The sequence below is a fragment of the Paenibacillus sp. FSL W7-1287 genome, from assembly GCF_038004245.1.
GTDB classification, from domain to species: Bacteria; Bacillota; Bacilli; order Paenibacillales; family Paenibacillaceae; genus Pristimantibacillus; species Pristimantibacillus camelliae.
The window spans coordinates 1158659-1178750 of record NZ_JBBORD010000001.1 but is presented as its reverse complement, the minus strand read 5'-3'; the positions used below and the strand labels follow the sequence as shown (position 1 = coordinate 1178750).

Genomic DNA, 20092 nt, shown 5'->3' with positions numbered 1-20092 from the left:
GCCAATGTCCTTCTCCTTTTACTTAGCATATCACATTATTATCTCTAGTTTACCTCGTATTAATCACTATGAACTAAATGTACCATTAAGCTAGAACTAGCGTCTATATTAATTTCTTATATTATATGAGCAGTTTCCAACTTTTTGAAGTAAAAACTGATCGCTGGCTGTTGCCATCTCTCTCTTCGCAAAAAGCCTATATATAATACAAATTTACCTATTTTATAAAAAATAGAAAAAATCAATTGTAAAAAAATACATAATTGGTTATGATGATTAACAGGTAGTGAATATAATACAGTAGTGAATGATAATTCCTACATCGAAGTGTTCGTTGATAAATGTGAGGTGAGTATGTGGATATTCATGTTCAATTCAAAAAAGGTGCGTTGGAGCTTTGTGTCTTAGTGCTAATACATCGAAAGCCTTGCTATGGCTTTGAGCTAGCCCAGCAGGTCTCTCAGCATATTCAAGTTGCCGAAGGCGCGCTTTACCCATTGCTAAGAAGACTTGTAGCAGACGGTCATTGTTCAACGTATTTACAGGAATCTAATGAAGGGCCACCGCGAAAATATTACGTTCTTACCCCTGAAGGAGAGCAATATATGAATACCATGGTTGAGGAATGGGATAAATTCGTCTCGAGTGTCTCCAAATTACTAAAGGAGGGTACAGCCAATGAATAAAGCGCAATTTTTAACGATATTGCGTAAAGAACTACGTGCTTTGCCGCAAAAGGAAAGAGATGAGCTAGTAGAAGACTATGAGCATCACTATGTCTTTGGTCAAAGTGCAGGCAAGAGTGAAGAGGAAATCTCGGCGGAGCTCGGCGATCCAAATGAAATAGCTGCAGAGGTGTTGGCGGAATATGAGCATCGCAACCCCATTCAACATTCGATAAGCAGCAGAAATAACCGTTCACGTACCATTATGGCGTGTATTGGGCTTTTCATCCTTAATTTTATGGTTTGTGTTGTACCACTCGGCTTATCGGTATGGGCGGCATGGCTGAGTCTTTTTGCTGGCTCCATTATAGTCGTCCTCTCCCCCTTTGCTGCTATAGTAGATTTTATTACTAACGATTATTATGGCGGTGGCAAATTATTCGCATCGATTGCGATGTCGGGGATTGGCATCATGTTGTCTATTGGTCTCTTTTCGTTAGGAGCCATGCTTAAGAAAGTGACCATTTCCTACGTTCGTTGGAACTTAAGCGTCATTAGAGGGGGAAAATAATATGAAGAGAAAGCTTTGGATTTTAGCCTTCCTACTCGTTGGTGTAGGCATTATTGGATTAGCGTTTAATAAGTTTCAGATCGGTGATGAAGGACTCATCCGTGTTGAAAAAAGCTGGTCTATTCAAGGCAATGAATTGAACGAGCTGATCGTAGACGGAGCTTCATCTGACGTGAAGATCGAGTTTATCGAGAGTGCAAGCGAGACGGCTAATATATCCATCTCAGGTAAAGTTGAGCCAGTTGTCGCCGAAAGAATAAAGAACACTGTCTTTGCGAATGAAGCATTAAAATTAGATTTGGAAACGAACGGTACTGTGAGATTTGTCCAGTTTGGCTTCACTGATACAGAAATCAACATTCAAGTAAGCATGCCAAAGTCTGATGAACTCAATCATTTACAAGTGTCGATGTCCTCTGGCAATGCAAAAGTAATCGGCGCAGCTGTAGATTACATCACACTAGAATCTAAATCAGGGAACGCAACAATAAGCGATATTCAAGCGATCGAAGCTGCAATTAGCTCACAATCTGGGAATCTTAAGATAGAGAACATTACGAGCAAACTAATGGCATCAACTGACTCCGGTAATATTAATATTAAAACTCTCACCGGAGAGCTAGATGCGGATTCCAAGTCTGGCAATATTACAATTAACCAAGAGGAATCTAGTGATGCTACGGTCACGACTTCTTCTGGTGACGTAAAGTTTATTGCTGCTAACAACTTTGATGGCTTCTATGATGTAAGAAGCAACTCGGGGACTGTGTCAGCTCCAGAAAACAATGGAAATTCTGACGAGATCATTAAAATAAAAACCAGCTCAGGTAATATTACAGTTAAGCAATAGCAAAAATCGGGATGCCCATGAACATGGATGCATCCCGATTTTTTGTTATAAAGTGAGTATTACAAAGCCTCATACTTGAAAACCGCAAAGCGAGCAGGCGCTGATGCCTGTTCCTTCGTACCGTGTGCGTACATTCCAACCGTTACACCTGTAAACGTCGTTCCGGAGTTTGGCGAGATATCACTTGCCGGAGCTGCTGCAAGCTTAATCCAGCTCTCTCCATCCAAGGAGTAAGATAGGCTATACTCCTCTTCTGTCGCCTGAATAGCAAGCTTAATCCCTCCGTTGCCGCTGAATGCAGCCGCATCGATAGGTTCGAAAGTATGCTCTGCACCCGCATTACGCATAAGCGTCGCTTGCACACTGAGCTTGCCGTTCTGCTGTACTAAGCCGATTGCAAAGTAATTATTATCGCTTAATCTAGCAGCAATACCTGCCTCCTCGCCATCCTGTACCGGCTCGTAGGCGAGCGTTGTCTCGACACGCATCGCATGATGCAGCTGTCTACGACATACATACACCGTGTTCTGCCCATCATGAAGTGTGTTCGCATTACCGACGAGAGTTAGATATCCTTCATGCGCACTCAAGCTAACTGCATCCGCAGCAGGCAGTACACGTGAGTAGATCCAGTCCAAGCTAAGCGGTGCTTCTGATGAGAACTTCGTTGTCAGCTGCTTCGGCTCTTCCTGCTGTTTAATGATCTGCTCCGAGGTGCTGCTCGATGGTACGGTTACCTGCATCTGCAGTCCAACATGCCCTTCATTGTTGTCGACCATCGGCCATCCATCTACCCAAGTAACTGGTGCTAGAAATGTCTCGCGACCTAGCACACTGCCTTGCTCATTGCGCAGACGTACACCTAGAAACATGACCCACCAGTTGCCATCCGTATCATCAATTAGCTCAGCATGACCTGTATACTGTATTGGATGATCCTTCAGTCCATTATGCGTCAGAATAGGATGCTCCAGCAGCTCAAACGGGCCATACGGATTGTCACTGCGACCGATAATTTCACGATGCTCCGGTCCAGTTCCACCTGAGGCGGTCATCATATAGTAAACACCGTTAATTTTATATAGATGTGGTCCTTCGACCCATGGTCCTTCATCGCCTTCGAATACGACAACTGGCTCGGTTAGCGCCTCGCCTGTTTTCGGATTAATCTCATATTGAATAACATGAGACGTCTCTGCAAAGCCAGACTGCACCGATACGTACACCTTGCCATCATCGTCAAAGAACAAGGATGGATCGATACCACCATGAGGAATGAGAATTGGATCGCTCCAAGGTCCTGCTGGATCCGTCGCTGTGACGAAGAAATTACCGATGCCGTATACATCTGTCGTAATCATATAGAATAGACCGTCATGATAACGAAGCACAGGCGCGTAAATCCCTTGTGAGCTTTTACGGTTAAGCAGTTGCACCTGACTTTCCGAATGCAGCACATGGCCGATTTGCTTCCAGTTCACTAAGTCCTTACTGTGGAAAATCGGCACACCAGGAAAGTATTCAAAGGTACTCGTTACGAGATAGTAATCCTCACCAACACGAATGGCGCTTGGATCAGGATAAAAGCCAGACAATACTGGATTGCGGTAGTGCAATGTTTTCGTCATTCTTATTACTCCTCCGTCCGAACCTACTTAGCAAAATCAGTAATACGCCAGAATGATTCCTTAGGCTGATGCTTCTCATCAAATACAAAAGGCCAGTTTTTACGTCCTCTTACAGGGAAATTATCCAGCCATGTATAATCCTCGGCTGCTCCCCAGAAGGTTATTGCAGTAATAACATCCTTATATTCACGGAACAGCTGGAAAATTTGATCGTAGCGCTCTGCCTGCAGCTCAAGCATCTCCTCAGTCGGTGCCGTCAGATCTGTTCGGCGATCCTCATGATCGAACACTGATACATCAAGCTCTGTTACTTGAAGCTGTAAGCCAAGTGCAGCATACTTCTCAATCGCTGCGCGAATATCTTCGATGCTTGGTCCCTTCAAGTTCCAATGACCTTGCAGGCCGATGCCATGAATCGGTACATCCTGATCAAGCAGAGATTGAACAAGCTTAATAATTTTGTCGCGTTTTACAGGATTGCACTCATTGTAGTCGTTGTAGAACAATATCGCATTCGGATCTGCTTCATGCGCAAATTGGAAGGCTTTAGCGATAAAGTCCTCTCCCACCTGCTGTAGCCAACGAGAATCACGTAAATATAGATCGCTTTTATCCTCGATAACTTCATTCACGACATCCCAGCCATAGATGAGACCTTTATAGCGACCAACTACGGTATCGATATGCGATTTCATGCGTGCAAGCAGCTGCTCACGTGTTGCAGGCTGACCATTGTCACCCTCAAACACCCAGTCGGTGGTTTGATTATGCCACACGAGCGTATGCCCTCTCATTTTCATACCGTTTGCTTTAGCAAAATCCATTAGCTTATCCGCCGCATCAAACGTATACAGCTTCTCTTCAGGGTGAACGCTTACAAATTTCATATCATTTTCAGCCGTAAGGCTATTAAAATGCGTCTGAAGCAGCTTTTCAGAACTTTTGATTGTAGTCAAATTAACTGCCGCACCAATATCAAAGTGATCCTTATACACTTCCCAAAGCTTCGGTACCTGTCTCATACTATCGTTCTCCTCTCAATGAGAAAATTTATGATCGCGCGTACATTACGAAGGGAGCCTTAGTAGTAAATTTCTTATCCTCTAAGGCTGTACCCTTCATTCCAATCTCAAATTAATATATTCTCCGGCCTTTTTCGTCAGCAATGCCGGACTTGCGATAGAAGTACGTGTTAACAATATCACGCCACTCTTTGCTATTCTCCAGCTGCATCTGTAAACGACCAAGTATATGCTCATAACGATCAGCATCCACCTTGTCCTTAAGCTCTTCCCAGCGTGAGATCCAATATTCCACACGCTCGACTCCTTCAAAATGCGTATCGTAAATATGCTGGATAACCGTTTTGCCGGAATGCAGCACATGCGTATACGGCACGTGATGGAAGAATAACAGCAGCTCATCTGGACAAGTGTCTAAGCTTTCATAGCGCGCAGCATGCTCCGGCTCATATTGGCTAGTGTAGCCTGTTCCGCTTGCAACTGTACGATTAACGCCAATGCCTTTGTTATCCGCAAAATGATACGTACCCCATTTTGAATATTCATAGCCGTCAATGTCTGGACCATAGTGATAATGCGGAGTAACCATCCAGCCTACACCTAGCGGTGAGGTGTATTTCTCATAGATAGACCAGGATTCCATCAAGAAGTCAATTAGCAGCTGCTGTACGTCTGTTGACGATGAGAACGTGAGCTGTGCCCATTCCGCAGCAATCTCCTCACTGCTTAGTTCAGGATTCCATAGTAAGCGACCATAGCCATAAAGGTTGGCTTGCGCAAGATGGTGTCCCGTCCAGTTGTCATCATCTCCAATATTCGTAACCGCTGCAATACCTGAATATTTATACGGATGAATATTTCCAGCAGCAATTTCCTTAACGGTGCTGCCATCACCCTTCACCTTCGTATCAAAATCCAGTACTTCCTTCCACTGTGGAATGAGATAGCATACATGACGCTGCTGTCCCGTATATTCCTGCGTAATCTGGAACTCCATCACTGCATTTGTATTCGGCATCGCTCCAAAAAGCGGTGAAACTGGCTCGCGAACTTGGAAATCCATTGGACCATTTTTAATTTGCAGAATGACATTATCCATAAAGCGCCCATCTAGCGGTTTAAAGTGATCGTATGCTGCACGTGCACGATCGGTCGAACGGTCGCGCCAGTCTTGATGACAGTCATAGACAAAGCAGCGCCACAGCACGAGACCGCCATATGGCTGAAGTGCTGTCGCCAGCATGTTGGCACCGTCTGCATGATCTCGACCATACGTAAATGGACCCGGGCGGTTTTCAGAATCGGCCTTTACGACAAAGCCCCCGAAATCAGGAATCGCCGCATAAACCTCTTCAGCCTTCTTCTTCCACCATGCCTGAACACGCTCATCAAGCGGATCTGCCGTGTCCACTTCACCAAGCTCAATCGTTGCCGCATAGTTAACGCTTAAGTAAAGCTTAATGCCATAGCTGCGGAATATAGCTGCGAATTTTTTTACCTGTGGCAGAAGCTTATCTGTGATCAGAAAAGTTTCCGCTCGATGCACGTTAACGTTGTTAATGGCAATCCCGTTAATTCCAATCGATGCCATCATCCGTGCATAATCAACAATACGAGGACTATCGACGAGCAGCTCATTATCCTTATACAATATAGATCTTCCAGCATAACCGCGTTCGATGCTGCCATCCATATTGTCCCAATGGTTAATCATGCGCAGCTCATACTTCGGTTGTTCAGCGATATTAAGCTGCTCAATGCTTTCGCCCTGAGCCATCAGTCGCAGCAAGTGGAATACACCGTACAGCACTGCACGTTCACTTGCTCCAGCAATGGCAAGATAGGATTGCTTCTCTGAAGTAATCGTTTTCAAAACGTAGCCTTCCTCATGGCTTAAAGCAGCGATTGGCCCGATAATGGCATCGTCAACGTATGCACTACTGCCGATTGTTCCCAGCACTAGGAATGAATTTTCCGCCTGCGCATCCTTTGCAACCTTTGGTGCTGCACCGGTCAGCTTAGGCAGTGCTAGCTCAAGCTCCTTAACCGCGGATGTAATTGGGCCTGCGTCAGTATTACCTGCAACGACAATCGTATTCGTCCAGTTTCGATACTGCTCTGCAAGCTGCTCATCTGTTACCGTATCATACCTGAGCCACGCTTCATACCCGTTAAACTTCATGTCTTTGTTTCATCCTCTCTAGCATGAAAAGCTGTGCTGTCCTAAATCGAACAGACACAGCCCTTCATTAAATTTTTGATGAAATGTTAATTGTCAGTTCAAAATTCGATGCCGAATAAGCTACCTAGTTTTACTTCGTGATCAAGGTTCAAACCAAGTCCAGCTTTCAGCACCGAGAAGGTTGGACGAAGCCAGAGCTTGAGAAGCGCAGCGTACGTTATGGGTACGTGAGCATCGGAAAGCTCGGCTGAGTTCAAGATTCGATGCCGAGTAAGCATTCAGTTACTCTTCGTGATCAAAGCTGAACCCAAGTCCAGCTTTCAGCACCGAGAAGGTTGGATAAAGCTAGGGTCTGAAGAGCGCAGCGTACGTAGTTGGTACGTGAGCACTGGAAGACCCAAGCTGAATTCAAAATTCGATGCCGAATAAGCTACCTAGTGTTGCTTCGTGATCAAAGCTGGACTAGCCTTTAACGCCACCTACCGTCATCCCCTGCACAAAATACTTCTGCAAGAACGGATACACGATAATGATCGGTAAGCTTGCAACAATCGTCATTGTTGCACGAATCGAAGTTGGCGTTACACTCGTCACGTTACCTTGTGCACCTGCAAAGGCATCTGCTGCAGTAGCGCCCGAGCTTGCTGCTGTATTCGAGGTTGACAATATCTTCATCAACTCATATTGTAAAGTACTTAGCTCTAATCGTGAAGAGTTATATAAAAATACGTCGAACCAAGAGTTCCATTGTGATACTGCAACGAACAAAGATACAGTAGCAAGTGCTGGAATAGTAAGTGGAAGAACGATCTTCATAAAGGTTGTAAACTCGCCCGCACCGTCGATTCTAGCAGATTCCATAATCCCTTCTGGCAAGCCTTCGATGAAGGAGCGAACGACGATCATATTAAACACACCGATGATACCAGGAATAATATATACCCAGAAGTTGTTTAATAGACCAAGCTCTTTTGTCAGCAAGTAGTTAGGAATAAGACCACCATTGAAGTACATCGTAAAGATAAAGGCAATCGTTACGAATTTTCTTAGTACATAATCCTGTCTACTAATCGTGTATGCTAGCATCGCCGTACAGAATACAGACACTAAAGTACCAATAATCGTACGAGCTGCTGAGATATAGGTTGCATAAAAGATTGATGATTCATTAAAAATATATTCATAGTTCGCCCATGTCCATTCCCGTGGCCAAATGTAGATATTGCCTCGGATCGAATCATTCGCATCGTTAAAGGAAAGAGCGAACATATTCAAGAACGGATATAATGTAACAATCATTAAGCAAATCATGAAAATGATGTTAGCTGTATCAAACAATTTATCAGGAACTGAAGAATACAATTTACGAGATGATTTGGCTCCACTCATGTTGTTAGCCTCCTTACATGATGATGATTAGTACAGTCTGCTTTCACCTAATCGTTTTGCTACATTGTTAGCAACCATTAGGAAGATGAAGCTGACAACGGTCTTAAACATACCAGCAGCTGTTGCTAAACCATAGTTGCCCATGTTCATCCCGTACTTTAAGACAAATATATCAAGGTTCTCCGAGTAATCCACGTTCATACCGTTTCCTAGTAGATACTGTGGCTCAAACCCAGACTCCAGAATATGCCCAAGGTTCATGATCAACAGAATTACAATTACGGATTTCATTCCTGGAAGCGTAATGTGCAGAATACGTTGTATGCGATTCGCTCCATCAATTTCAGCTGCTTCATATTGTGATGGATCAATGGTTGTAATGGCAGCTAAGTAAATGATCGTATTCCAACCAACATTCTTCCATACCTCTGTTGCCCCTAGAATACCCCAGAAGTATTCACCCTTACCAAGCCACAGAATAGGTTGATCAATTAGATTAAGCTTTAACATTAATACATTAATAATTCCTTCTGGTGCTAATGCTGTTTGTACAATGTTGGCCGCAACGACCCATGAAATAAAGTGTGGTAAATAACTAATCGTTTGTACCGTTCTTTTGAACATTAAGCTTCGAAGCTCGTTAAGCAAAAGTGCGAGCACGATCGCTGTTACGAAGCCAAGCACGAGGTTAATTGAGCTCATCACTAGCGTATTTCTTAATACGCGATAAAACGCTTCTTCCTGGAATAGCATCTTAAAGTTATTGAGTCCAACCCATTCTTGATTGAACAAATCTCTTGCTGGTCTAAACTTTTGAAACGCAATCGTCCATCCCCATAGCGGAACGTACTTAAACACAAACACCCATAATAGAAACGGCAGAGACATAAGCATAAGCATTTTTTGCTTAGATAGCTGTTTGAAAAATGTTCCGATACGCGAATTGCCAGTAGTAGCAGCTGCAGTTACGGTTTGTCCTGTATGTTTCCCCACCTTAAAATCTCCCTTCCGGCAAAAAATGCGTGCTTCTCTCCAACGGGTAGAAGGGAAAAGCGAAGGCTCGCTTCGCTTTTCCGTTAAGCTTTATTTACTTCTTACCAGTTGCCTGCTACACGCTCTTTTACATGTTTAGTCATGAATTCTTCATAGCCAGCAACATCTAGCTTACCGAATTCTGCTAGGTACTCATTCCATACTTTGTCGAACTCAGATGGAGCAGCAAATACTAGTTTTGGATAGAATTTTTGTTGAAGGTCACTAGCTTTTTGTGCATAGATTTGCTCTGGAGAACCTTGAGCTTTGTTGATACTCCAAGCAGGGTACCAAGGACGCTCGTCCGGCTCAGCGAACATGCCCGCAAACGTTTGAGAACCGTATGCATCAAGAAGTGCACGGTCGCCTTCTGTATAACCAGCGTAAGCTACTTCAGGCTGGTTACCTACTGCATAAGAGTTACCATTTTCAAATACAGAGTTGTTACCATAACGCGGCCAGCTGTACTCGAAGTACTGGAAGCCATATGAACGCTTGAAGTCGTTGTCGTTACGATTAGCAATTTGCTCATCGCTCATTACATAACGGCCATTCTCATCAACAGAGTATGTTACGCCTTCTTCACCCCATTGAACGAGAACTTGGTTTTCTTCTGTCAACAGGTTGTCCCAGTATTTAATAATACGAACTGGATCTTTCGCACTTACAGAGATACCGATACCGCGGTTGTTAACGAACGCTGGTGGATCGATATATTGGTCTTTTGTATTTTCATCAAATACAACTGGTAGACCTACATAACGGAAATCATCATTTCCTGCAGTTTTCAAGTTGTTCGTAGCATCGCCTACTTGCCAGCCGTAGTTAAAGTATCCTAGCACGCGGCCAGAAGTTAGCTTAGCAAGATATTGGTCTTTGTTCGCTGTGAATGTCTCAGGATCGAATAGGCCTTTGCTGTTCAACTCATTAAGAGATTGAAGCCATTGCTTTTCATAATCTGTTGTTGCATAAACTTTTGCTTCATGAGTTTCCATGTCAACGTAGATGTCACCGTCATTAGGATAACCAGCAAGGTGCATTGGAGCGTTCGTGATTGTGAAGAAGTTGTCCTGAACACCTGCAAATGTAATGAAGCCGATTGTATCTTTACCATCTACAGAAGGATACTTCGCTTGATATTGCTCAATAAGACCAAAGTATTGATCAAGCGTTTTTACTTCTGGATAACCGAATTCTTTAAGAACGCGGCGTTGCATCCAGAATGCGCCTTGAGAAACGTTTGGATCACTAATGTATCCTTGGTTTGCAGAGAAAGGCAGGATGTAGATGTTGCCATCTTCTGCTGTAAACTTGTCAAAATAATCGCCATAAACGCGTTTGATGTTAGGTGCATGCTGCTCAATCAGATCGTTCAATGGAATAAATGCTTCAGCATCTAGCAACTTCTCTATTTCACCTTCAGGAACGATAACATCTGGATATTCGCCTCCAGCAATCATTACCCCAGATTTCGTCGCAACATCGCCAACTGCAAATTCCATCTTCCAGTCAACGCCTGTTTGCTCTTGAAGGATTTTACCGATTGTTGTTTCACTTGCAAGTACATCCTTACCAGAACCAAAACCAAAGTAAGTAAATGTTACAGGATCCGTGCTAACCTCTGCGTTGTTACCAGAGCTTGCAGCGTTTTTATTCTCTTTATTTCCTGCATCATTGTTACCGCAGCCTGTAATGAGCAATATAGATGCCATTGCAACTGCTAGACCCGTCTTTAACCATTTTCTATTGGTCATTGATTTGTTCCCCTTCCTAACAATCTTATTTTGTAAGCACTTTCAGTATAGGATATTGTTAACTTAATCGTTACCCATAAAACTTTAGTTCGTCCTTTGTAAAATAAAGATATTTACTTAATGTAGTAAATATCCTATTTCGACACTATTCAACTTTTATCGCATAGGGCTGAATTCAAGATTCGATACCGAGTTAGCTTTCAGTATTACATCTTACGTTTGCTTGAAACTATCACCCGCGAATCGTTTTTGATTGACGACCTTGTTCCAAAGGAACACCGGAGGAAATCAAAAATCGATGAGCGAACTGAGGGGCGCAGCGTACGTTATTGGTACGTGAGCACCGGAAGGCCCGGCTGAATTCATGATTCGATGTCGAATTAGCTTTCAGTATTACTTCGTGATCAAAGGCGAACTTATTGAACTACCTCTTCAAATCGATGTTCAATAAGTTCAGCTTTCAGCACCGAGAAGGTTGAAAGAAGCCTAGGGACTGAGGGGCGCAGCGTACGTTATTGGTACGTGAGCACCGGAAGGCCCGGCTGAATTCAAGATTCGATGTCGAATTAGCTTTCAGTGAAACTTCGTGATCAAAGCTGTACTTATTGAACTACCTCTTTAATGGGTAAGCGTAGAATGATCCGTGTCCCATGCCCATGCTCACTCTCAATCTTGTACGTAAACTCATCGCCATAGCAGATTTTTAATCGAATATAGACGTTTTTCATGCCTACCGATTCACCCATACTATCATCCTCGGTGAAATAATGATGCAGCTCGTCCAGCTTTTCAGCACTCATTCCCATTCCATTATCGGTAATAACAAAGACGATTTGCTCATGCTCGCGTGCAATCTGTATCGTAATGAGGCCGATGCCAGGGCTGTTTTCTACGCCATGAATACTTGCATTCTCCACAAAAGGAAGAAACGTCATTTTCGGAATAAGCAGCTCCTTCAGCGCTTCCTCTACCGTAATTTGATATTGCAGCTTATTGGCAAAGCGATATTTTTGAATTTCAAGAAAGCTTTCGATTAGCTCTATTTCCTCTCGGATCGTAACAAAGCTTCGTTTCCAGGAGATCGACTTTCTAAAAATTTTCGCCATATTTTGAATCGTTTTTGCCGTTTCCGCTTCTCCCTTCATTAAGCTGCGCATCCGTATCGTTTCGAGTGCATTGAACAGAAAATGCGGATTGATTTGACTATGAAGCGCGTGAAGCTGAGCTTGCCGCTGCCTGATTTCGAGCTCTTTCTTTTGAATATCAGCCAAATACACATCGTTGATCAAATTCTCGATTCGCTCGATCATGCGGTTAAATTCAACAGCCAGCTCTCCGATCTCATCCCGCTCCTGAACATATGGAACAGGCTCGAAGTTTTTTCCTTTGACCTTCTTCATATGCTTCAACAGATGCTTAATTCTCGTATGAATCGAACGCGACATCATCAAAATAATAAACGTTGGAATAAAAAAATTGATCGCGGCAAGCCATACAATAAACTGACCCGAATGTCTAACCTCAGAAAGAACTTTCGCTTCATCTAGAACACCATAAAGCGACCATCCACCTAAGTAGCGATTATTCTCATACATTTGCTCGAAGGTGATGGCTTGCTGGGGCTTACTGATATTCTCCTTCAACATGGGCTCCATATTAGCTAAAAATGCGGGAGCATTACTGTAACGAACCTCATTGTTCTGATCCGTAAAATAAACATCGCCTTCAAACGATGATAGCGTAAGCAGCTGATTGACATATTCCATATTCAGGTCAATCTTTATAATATGCTCATACTTTCGATACCGCTTGTCCGCTATTTGCTGAATCACACTAATCGATGACGGAGTCACATATAGATTCGGGTACGCGTTGTTGTGATCCTTGATACTACGATACCAATCCGTCTCCCGCATAGAATCTTCTAAGTTAATAATGTTGCCTGAAGCCAGAATTGTAGGGTTATCAGTCATAATGTGAGCAGAGCTAACCGTTTTATACTCCTTATCTGAACGAATAAATATATTTTTTATCGAGGCAAGTGACTCAATGTACTGATCGTACGAAGCATAGTCCGTCTCAAGATGATTCTCCAGCAGCTTGTCGATCGAATAAAGGTAGGCAATACTTGCAGCATCATCGATGACAACACCTAGCTCATTTTTCAGCTGAATCATGGCCTGCTGGGCATCAACCGTCTTCTGCTTCTTAATGTTATTGGTCGTAACATTATAAAAAACGATATTCGTTAGGATGATCGGGATACACACACATACAATATAAATAAAGATTAGCTTACTTCTTAATTTTAGATGGTTAAAATGAAATCTGTGCACCGCCTGCTCACCTCATTATTTTTTGCCAAGCATTTTATTGCGATAGTCGGTAGGAGTTAGCTTCTCAAGCTTTTCGAACTGCGTAACAAAATAGTCCGCGTTTTGAAAGCCTACCTTTTCTGCCACCTCATACATACGCATATCCGTTTGCCTTAATAACCGCTTTGCCTCCTCCACTCTGAGCGAAAGCAAGTACTCATTAAAGTAAACTCCGTATGTTTTACGAAAAAGCTGACCTAAATATACAGAATTCATATAAAACTTTGCAGCAATACTTTTTAAATTGATATTTTCCTTGTAATGAGAATCGATATACTTTTTAATCTTTTCAATACTGCCCTTTCCTTGCTCGCTGCGCTTTTGAGCAATATAAGCAGCTGCCTGCTGTACAAACTGTACATAGATATGCTGAAGCTGGGTTAAATTGCGGTATTTGCGCTGCCAGGCAAGCAGCTCGTCAAGCAGGTCTAGTTCCTCTTCATCGCCTTCCATCTGTCTAATGCTGTTAATAATCCCAATTAAGCTGCGCGTAATCGTGTTCGATACTGCGCTTGGCGCGAATCGCTTCGTATGGAACTGTTCAAACATCGCTGCAATCGTCGCTTCATATGCTTCGTTTTGGTTTTCCTCAACCTGATCAATAAGCTTGCTATGCAGCTCTTCATCAACATCGAAATAATATAAAGACGTCTTCAGCACTTCCTCGGCAAATAGGACAGATTTGCTTGGCTCTACAAATTTATAATCCAAGCAATGATTCGCACTAATATACGAGTTAGCGATTTCTTTAAGATGTTCAACACTTTCACCAACATAGAGGGCAACCGTCTGCTCGAGCTCCTTCTCAAGCTGCTGACGAAGCCTATTGAAGAGCTCTGCTCTATCATTGTTCAATCCGCTTATAAGCTGCAGTGGAATAATCATCCCGTATTGATTATGGTCTCGAACTTGTATAGGCAGCGTCGTTCCATGGTGATCAAAGAACTGTTCCATAACGCGCTCTATCGCAGGCACATAATTCGTCATACCATCAGGCTGTAAATCTTGAACCTCAAGCAGCATGTAGGTATAAGGGGACGCTGCAGGAATTTGGAGTGCACCAGCAATTTGGTCTATGCTTTGCTCGCTTAGCTCGGACTGTAGTAGTGTTTCCAGGATCGATTCAGTAATCGGTCTTGCTCCCGATAGAATGCTTAGTCTCTTTTGATTCAGCGTGCTTGCCAGCTTTCGCAGTGTAGACGCTAGCTCCTCTTCATCAACAGGCTTTAGAATATAGTCCTGCACATTATAGCGCAGCGCCTGTTGAGCGTACGAGAAATCATGATATCCGCTTACAATAATAAAAAGAGGCTGGTGTACTCCCTCCTCTTTCACTCGCTTAATTAGTGCTAATCCATCAAGCACGGGCATACGAATATCTGCAATGACAAGGTCAGGCTTAAGCTGCTCAATCATGTCGATTGCCTGAAGTCCATTCTCCGCTTCGCCACATATCTCATACTGCAAAGATGCCCAATCCATTAAATTAATTAGTCCTTTTCTCACGAAAATTTCATCGTCAACAATTAAAACCTTATACATTATTCCGCCTCCCTTTGCTGACTGTACATCAATCTGAATTATTTATATTGTACTGATATGATTCGACATAAACAACAAGCGAAGAAAACAGTCTACGCTATTCAAGCAAAAGCTCCCCTTACTGCCTCAGGTTTGAAATACACCTGTCCACAGTAAGGGGAGCATATTCGTCGATCATAAAGTCTGGTTTTATTCAAGCTTGAGATCAGGATACAAGCTATGAATCATCTCCACATTAAGAAAGTCCTTCATCGACCACTTAAAGCGTACATTGAAGCGTTCACATACCTCTTGAATCTGTGCCCGCTCTAGCTCTCCATCACGCAGATACAACTGCATCGCATGATAAATCATACCACTTCGAACGATATTTTTCGTAACGAGCACTTTGGCAAGCTTCTCTAACTCTGACAAGCTTCGCAGCATTTCAATTCGATTGTATACCGTATAATGGGTCGTGAACGTACGAGCACCACGATGCTTTGTGTTGGAGTGCTTAAGGATATAGCTTGATTCTACCAGGTCTGCACTATCTGAAATCGCATTTTCACTACATTGACCATTTCGTTTAACATAAATTCGCTGTTCATTTGCCATCAAAGCGTAGGTACACAGCTGATCATCAAACGCAATAATTTCGCGTTTAACTTGACCCTGCTCGTCGTATATCGTAACTTTATTCTCCTCTGGGTGAACATGCTCTATCTTTAACGTGACTAGCTCCATCAGCTTTTCACCTTGAATTCCATTCCATAACGCTTCTACGATAAATTTATCTTGTGCATTAACGAGCGCTTCGAATATATATTGCTTCTCCTCGAAGGACATGTAGTTTTTCACGGGAATGACAAGACTGTATATATAAGCCGTGCTGCGCTTTTTCCAAGGATTTACTTCATGAATCGAGAGTTTAGATTGGATTGCCCACTCAATATAAGAAGAGATCGTTGAATAGATCGATCTCGAGCTTTCCTTCGTTTTTGGCTGTAGTACGTTAATAACAAATTCTTTTAATTGCTCTTCGGTAAAATCACAGAGATCTTTCTGATACTGCTGTTCTAACATTGCCGATTTCTTAAAAATACGCCCATAAACCTCTTTTGTATCCTCATTGTCATAACGGTCCAAGTATTGTATCTTTACAGGTTTATTGTACAGTATGGCGTCAATTCTGTGCTGATGCATCAGTCGACTCCTTCCCAAAGCTAATTATCATGATCAATATTAAAAGATAAATTTATTGTATTATAAACCACATAATGACATAATAACAACCATATATTTCTATTAAAATAATGCCTTGACAAATTAATTTATAATTATTTTATTGAAATTATGAATTAATCCCACGTAATACACATATTATTTTCATAAAATATTTTGCGTGATATTGTCGACATTTGTAGTCGATTTAAGTAAAAAAAACGACAGCTCCAAGTGTCATTACGAATGACGAATGGAGCTATCGTTTTTTAAATGGATCGCTTTGCTCTTACGTAAGCCTAGAGTAACTTGGGTTGCTCGCTGTATTGCTTTGAATCATGCTGCTAACGTCTAGCAACAAGTTGCTTAAGTTCGGACACCAACTGATCAAGCTTCTCAAACTGTCGACTCATGTCAACCATTTGGGCATATTGCTGCTCCATATTCGCGTTCACCTCTTGAACAGCACCCATGTTTTGCTGTGTCGTTGCAGATATACCGTTCATTCGATCAGCAAGCATAGACGACTGCTGAGCTAAGCTTTCTGTAGTGGCAGCTGCTTTTAATGTATGCTCTGACGCCTGCACCGAGTTCGACTCTGTCTGAGCAAGTGCTTCCGATGTTTCTTCCAATGATCTGCTGCTGCGCAGAACGGAATCGTTGCCTACTTCAACGTGATGATAGGCTGCATCGATGCTTTGGTGAATGACGGCAAGCAGCTCGCTGATTTGTTCAACGGAGCCTCTTGTATGCTCGGCAAGCTTACTAACCTCACCTGATACGACAGCGAAGCCTCTGCCATGCTCACCTGCACGTGCTGCCTCGATTGCAGCGTTAAGCGCAAGCAAATGAATCTGTGAAGCAATGTCATTAATCGTTGTAGCAATATCCTGCACATGCTCGTTGCTTCGCTTTAGACGCTCCATTTCCTCGAGCGCTTGCTGCGTAGATTGCTTTAACTGCAGCATTTCTTCCTTCATATGCTGCATTTGCTCTGTGCTTTGTGTTGTTAGTCTTGCATTCTCCTCGGTATACTTCTCAACCATATGAAAGCTGTCTGTCATTTCATTAATACTAGCATCCATCGTTTGAGTTGCATCATTTATGGCTACGATATGACTCGTTTGCTGCTCAACAGCTGAAGTCATTTCATTAAATGTAGAGGTTACCTCATGTGAGATGCTTGTTGCAGTCGTCACTTGCTCTTTTTGCTTGGTGCTAAATTCATTAAGCACCATAATCGATTGCTCAAGCTTATCGATAAGCTTATCTGACAGCTCCTTAGACGCTAGAGCCTCCTGCTCTCTCATTTGAATGTTGCGCTGCAGCCGTTGTGCAAAGTAAGCAGACACACTTAGAGCAAGCGCCGCAAAAATGAGATATAAATATAAATACATTAAGGAATCATTCGGGAAAATTCTATCTCGAATTGCTTCATCCATATACAAGTATGTCGTTAACACTCCACCAAGCACGCCAGTAATTACAATCGGACGATAATCCGAGTAAAGCGTTACAATCGCCATATTTACATAAATTAAAAAGTACGTGCTGACAATCGGCGCCGGATCACTCACAATAAGCACTGCAGTAATACTGACTAGCCCGAACGGAATAACGTACTTCACATACGGACTAAGCTTATTCACAAAGGTCATGATCGTCGCAACCGCAGAGATCAAGCCGCCAACGATGAGAAGCACAATGATCATATTCCAAGGTAACCCGATGCTGATGTCGGTAACGACACCCAACGCAAGCAAACACCATATTATCCAGACAAGCAATCGATTACGTTTATCCAGTTCTGTTAGAGCTATCTTCGTCATCATAAAACCTCATTTTCTATTTAATTGCCGCTGTTGACCAGAGACTTGTACCATGAAAATTGATGTGCATATTGATTGATATATCCAACATCCATGACGGCAGGCACAACGTAATCCCCTTTGTAAAAGAGCTTGCCACCCAGCTTCTGCATAGGCACCTTGTAAAGAATCCTTAACGCTCTCATAAATACTGGCTCTAGCAACGATACGATACATGTAATATTGTGATTCGCTGCATTGGCGCATATCGAAGAAAGGACGTAATCCGTATACCTCCCTTTTCCGCGATAAGAGCTTAATAATGCGATTTTGTCACTTTCACCTACTTGTCCTTTAGCGTTTACTACCCACGGATGACTAGCAAATGGTGCGACCTCATTTATGCTGCTTCGATGATCTGCATAATATCGCTTCAATTCTGAGGTGCCAATCGGTTCCCCGTTTTCATTGTAAATAATACTTCGTTCTAGAGCGTTCTCGCCAAATTCGAGCTCATACCCCTTTTCTCGCCAAACTGTGATCCAAACCCCGTTAAATAGTGCTAAATCCACTTCATTTGCTACTGATTTGTACATATAAGCTGCGTCCACTCCTACTAATATCCTATAAAAACGATGGTTACAATTACCATTATGTAATATATTATCATGCCAATAAATGGGACTGTCGCACTATTTTCATGTCATAAATTTCCATCTATAATATTAACCCAAAATTGTTGGTCGTTAAATTCAACAGCAAGCAGCCCTATTGAACGGAATCAATAGGGCTGCTTGCCATGCTATATTTATTGTCCTAGCTGAATCAAATGCTTCGGGTAGCTTGTTAGAACTTTCGCTTCTCCACTCTCAGCGATATAGATATTATCTTCAATCCGAACGCCGCCTAACGTCGGGTGATAGATGCCTGGTTCAACCGTAAACAGCATCCCAGCTTCAACCTGCTTGTTGTTCCCTGCTGAGACAGAAGGCTGCTCATGTACCTCCATCCCAAAGCCGTGTCCTAATCGATGTGTGAATAAAGCACCATATCCCGCCTCCACAATTAGAGCTCGTGCAACCTGATCGAGCTCGGCAAAGGTAATGCCTGATCGACTTGCAGCAATCGCAGCTTCATTTGCCGCAAGCACAGTATGGTAGATACGCTTTTGCTCTTCAGTGGGCTCTCCCATCACAAAGGTTCTTGTAATGTCTGAGCAATAGCCTCCTGCTTGTACACCGATATCGATAAGCACGAAATCTCCCCGCTGCAGCTTAGCGCCACTTGGCTTGCCATGCGGCAATGCAGATCTCGCACCAAATAGCACCATCGTCTCAAATGCTGGGCGATCTGCACCTTGCTTGCGCATCTGATATTCGATCTCAGCAGCAAGCTCCAGCTCTGACATGCCAACGGCAGCCAGCTTAGCTGCTGCTCCCATCACTTGTTCGACGATATCAACTGCCCGCTGCACCTTCATAATCTCATCATTGCTTTTTATGATGCGAAGCGAGAGAAGCGCATCCTCCAGGTCAATACAGATCGGATGATCTAATGCCTTAATGAGCTGCTCATAGCGTGCGACAGTCATTATTCCTTTCTCGATTCCAAGTCGTGCTGGCTCTTGCTTCATCGTACGAAGCAATACATCGTAAGGATTAACGCCATCCTCGATACCGATAATCGATGCTACATTACTTTCTTGTTTTGCAGCTTGAAGATCCAGCTGCGGGACGAACAACCATTCCTCACCACCTGAGTTCATATAATACGCTAGAAAGCGTTCATGTGGATCTGAATCAAAGTTCGTCAAATAATACACATTCGTTGGTGAGGTGATCAGCATACCATCCAGCTGCTGATCCTGCATATATGTTTCAAGCTTCTTTTTACGATTCACCCAAGTATTATCCATACTAGTTAGTTTCCTTCCTATTTCTACTGTTATCCTTTATTTTATTGTACAGGATCAAGCTCGCTTTTACGAAATATAGACTATTATGCTACCCAATATTAACGATTGGCCGCAAAAGCAATGCTGCATCTCCATTTTGCATATGAATTATTATCC

15 protein-coding genes are annotated in these 20092 nt (G+C 42.9%); 3 read left to right on the top strand and 12 right to left on the bottom strand.

The genetic code is table 11. The features are described from left to right. Window positions 1-356: 356 nt before the first annotated feature. Genes NSQ99_RS05410 through NSQ99_RS05400 form a run of 3 tightly spaced genes read left to right on the top strand, consistent with a single transcriptional unit; the run spans window position 357 to window position 2086 of the window. Window positions 357-686: a PadR family transcriptional regulator gene (locus NSQ99_RS05410; RefSeq protein ID WP_251669093.1), complete on the top strand. Its 330-nt coding sequence runs from the start codon at window positions 357-359 to the stop codon at window positions 684-686. Then, complete coding sequence (locus tag NSQ99_RS05405; RefSeq protein WP_251669095.1) at window positions 679-1236, top strand: HAAS signaling domain-containing protein; 558 nt, start codon at window positions 679-681, stop codon at window positions 1234-1236. Before NSQ99_RS05410 ends, NSQ99_RS05405 begins: the two co-directional genes overlap by 8 nt. Before the next feature lies 1 nt (window position 1237). Then, the gene (locus NSQ99_RS05400) at window positions 1238-2086 is read left to right on the top strand and encodes a DUF4097 family beta strand repeat-containing protein (RefSeq protein WP_340835600.1); all 849 of its coding nucleotides are present in this window, start codon (window positions 1238-1240) and stop codon (window positions 2084-2086) included. A 59-nt stretch (window positions 2087-2145) separates the two neighbouring features. Here NSQ99_RS05400 and NSQ99_RS05395 read toward each other — a convergent pair whose 3' ends face one another. The 12 genes from NSQ99_RS05395 to NSQ99_RS05340 form a co-directional block, all read right to left on the bottom strand. Next, complete coding sequence (locus NSQ99_RS05395; protein WP_340835598.1) at window positions 2146-3714, bottom strand: glycoside hydrolase family 43 protein; 1569 nt, start codon at window positions 3712-3714, stop codon at window positions 2146-2148. A 23-nt stretch (window positions 3715-3737) separates the two neighbouring features. Further along, the gene (locus NSQ99_RS05390; RefSeq protein ID WP_340835596.1) at window positions 3738-4736 is read right to left on the bottom strand and encodes an endo-1,4-beta-xylanase; all 999 of its coding nucleotides are present in this window, start codon (window positions 4734-4736) and stop codon (window positions 3738-3740) included. A 112-nt stretch (window positions 4737-4848) separates the two neighbouring features. Further along, entirely contained in the window at window positions 4849-6918 is a 2070-nt protein-coding gene (locus NSQ99_RS05385; protein WP_340835594.1) for an alpha-glucuronidase family glycosyl hydrolase, read from the bottom strand. Window positions 6919-7380: 462 nt separating this feature from the next. Continuing rightward, the gene (locus NSQ99_RS05380) at window positions 7381-8307 is read right to left on the bottom strand and encodes a carbohydrate ABC transporter permease (RefSeq protein WP_251669104.1); all 927 of its coding nucleotides are present in this window, start codon (window positions 8305-8307) and stop codon (window positions 7381-7383) included. Window positions 8308-8334: 27 nt separating this feature from the next. Further along, complete coding sequence (locus NSQ99_RS05375; RefSeq protein ID WP_251669323.1) at window positions 8335-9243, bottom strand: ABC transporter permease; 909 nt, start codon at window positions 9241-9243, stop codon at window positions 8335-8337. A gap of 158 nt (window positions 9244-9401) precedes the next feature. Then, window positions 9402-11093, bottom strand: coding sequence for an ABC transporter substrate-binding protein (locus NSQ99_RS05370; RefSeq protein ID WP_340835592.1), 1692 nt, complete (start codon window positions 11091-11093; stop codon window positions 9402-9404). A 602-nt stretch (window positions 11094-11695) separates the two neighbouring features. After that, window positions 11696-13429, bottom strand: a complete 1734-nt coding sequence (locus NSQ99_RS05365) for a sensor histidine kinase (RefSeq protein WP_340835590.1) — start codon at window positions 13427-13429, stop codon at window positions 11696-11698. A gap of 15 nt (window positions 13430-13444) precedes the next feature. Next, window positions 13445-15010, bottom strand: coding sequence for a response regulator (locus NSQ99_RS05360; RefSeq protein WP_340835588.1), 1566 nt, complete (start codon window positions 15008-15010; stop codon window positions 13445-13447). A 189-nt stretch (window positions 15011-15199) separates the two neighbouring features. Further along, window positions 15200-16195 (bottom strand): phage lytic cycle repressor MrpR family protein, encoded by a 996-nt coding sequence (locus tag NSQ99_RS05355; protein WP_340835585.1) that lies wholly within the window; start codon window positions 16193-16195, stop codon window positions 15200-15202. A 362-nt stretch (window positions 16196-16557) separates the two neighbouring features. After that, entirely contained in the window at window positions 16558-18045 is a 1488-nt protein-coding gene (locus NSQ99_RS05350; RefSeq protein ID WP_340835582.1) for a methyl-accepting chemotaxis protein, read from the bottom strand. Window positions 18046-18062: 17 nt separating this feature from the next. Next, the gene (locus tag NSQ99_RS05345; protein WP_251669114.1) at window positions 18063-18617 is read right to left on the bottom strand and encodes a hypothetical protein; all 555 of its coding nucleotides are present in this window, start codon (window positions 18615-18617) and stop codon (window positions 18063-18065) included. Between the two features lie 212 nt (window positions 18618-18829). Continuing rightward, window positions 18830-19936 carry a M24 family metallopeptidase gene (locus NSQ99_RS05340; protein WP_340835579.1) on the bottom strand — a complete coding sequence of 369 codons (1107 nt, stop codon included), beginning with the start codon at window positions 19934-19936 and terminating at the stop codon, window positions 18830-18832. Between the last annotated feature and the right edge of the window lie 156 nt (window positions 19937-20092).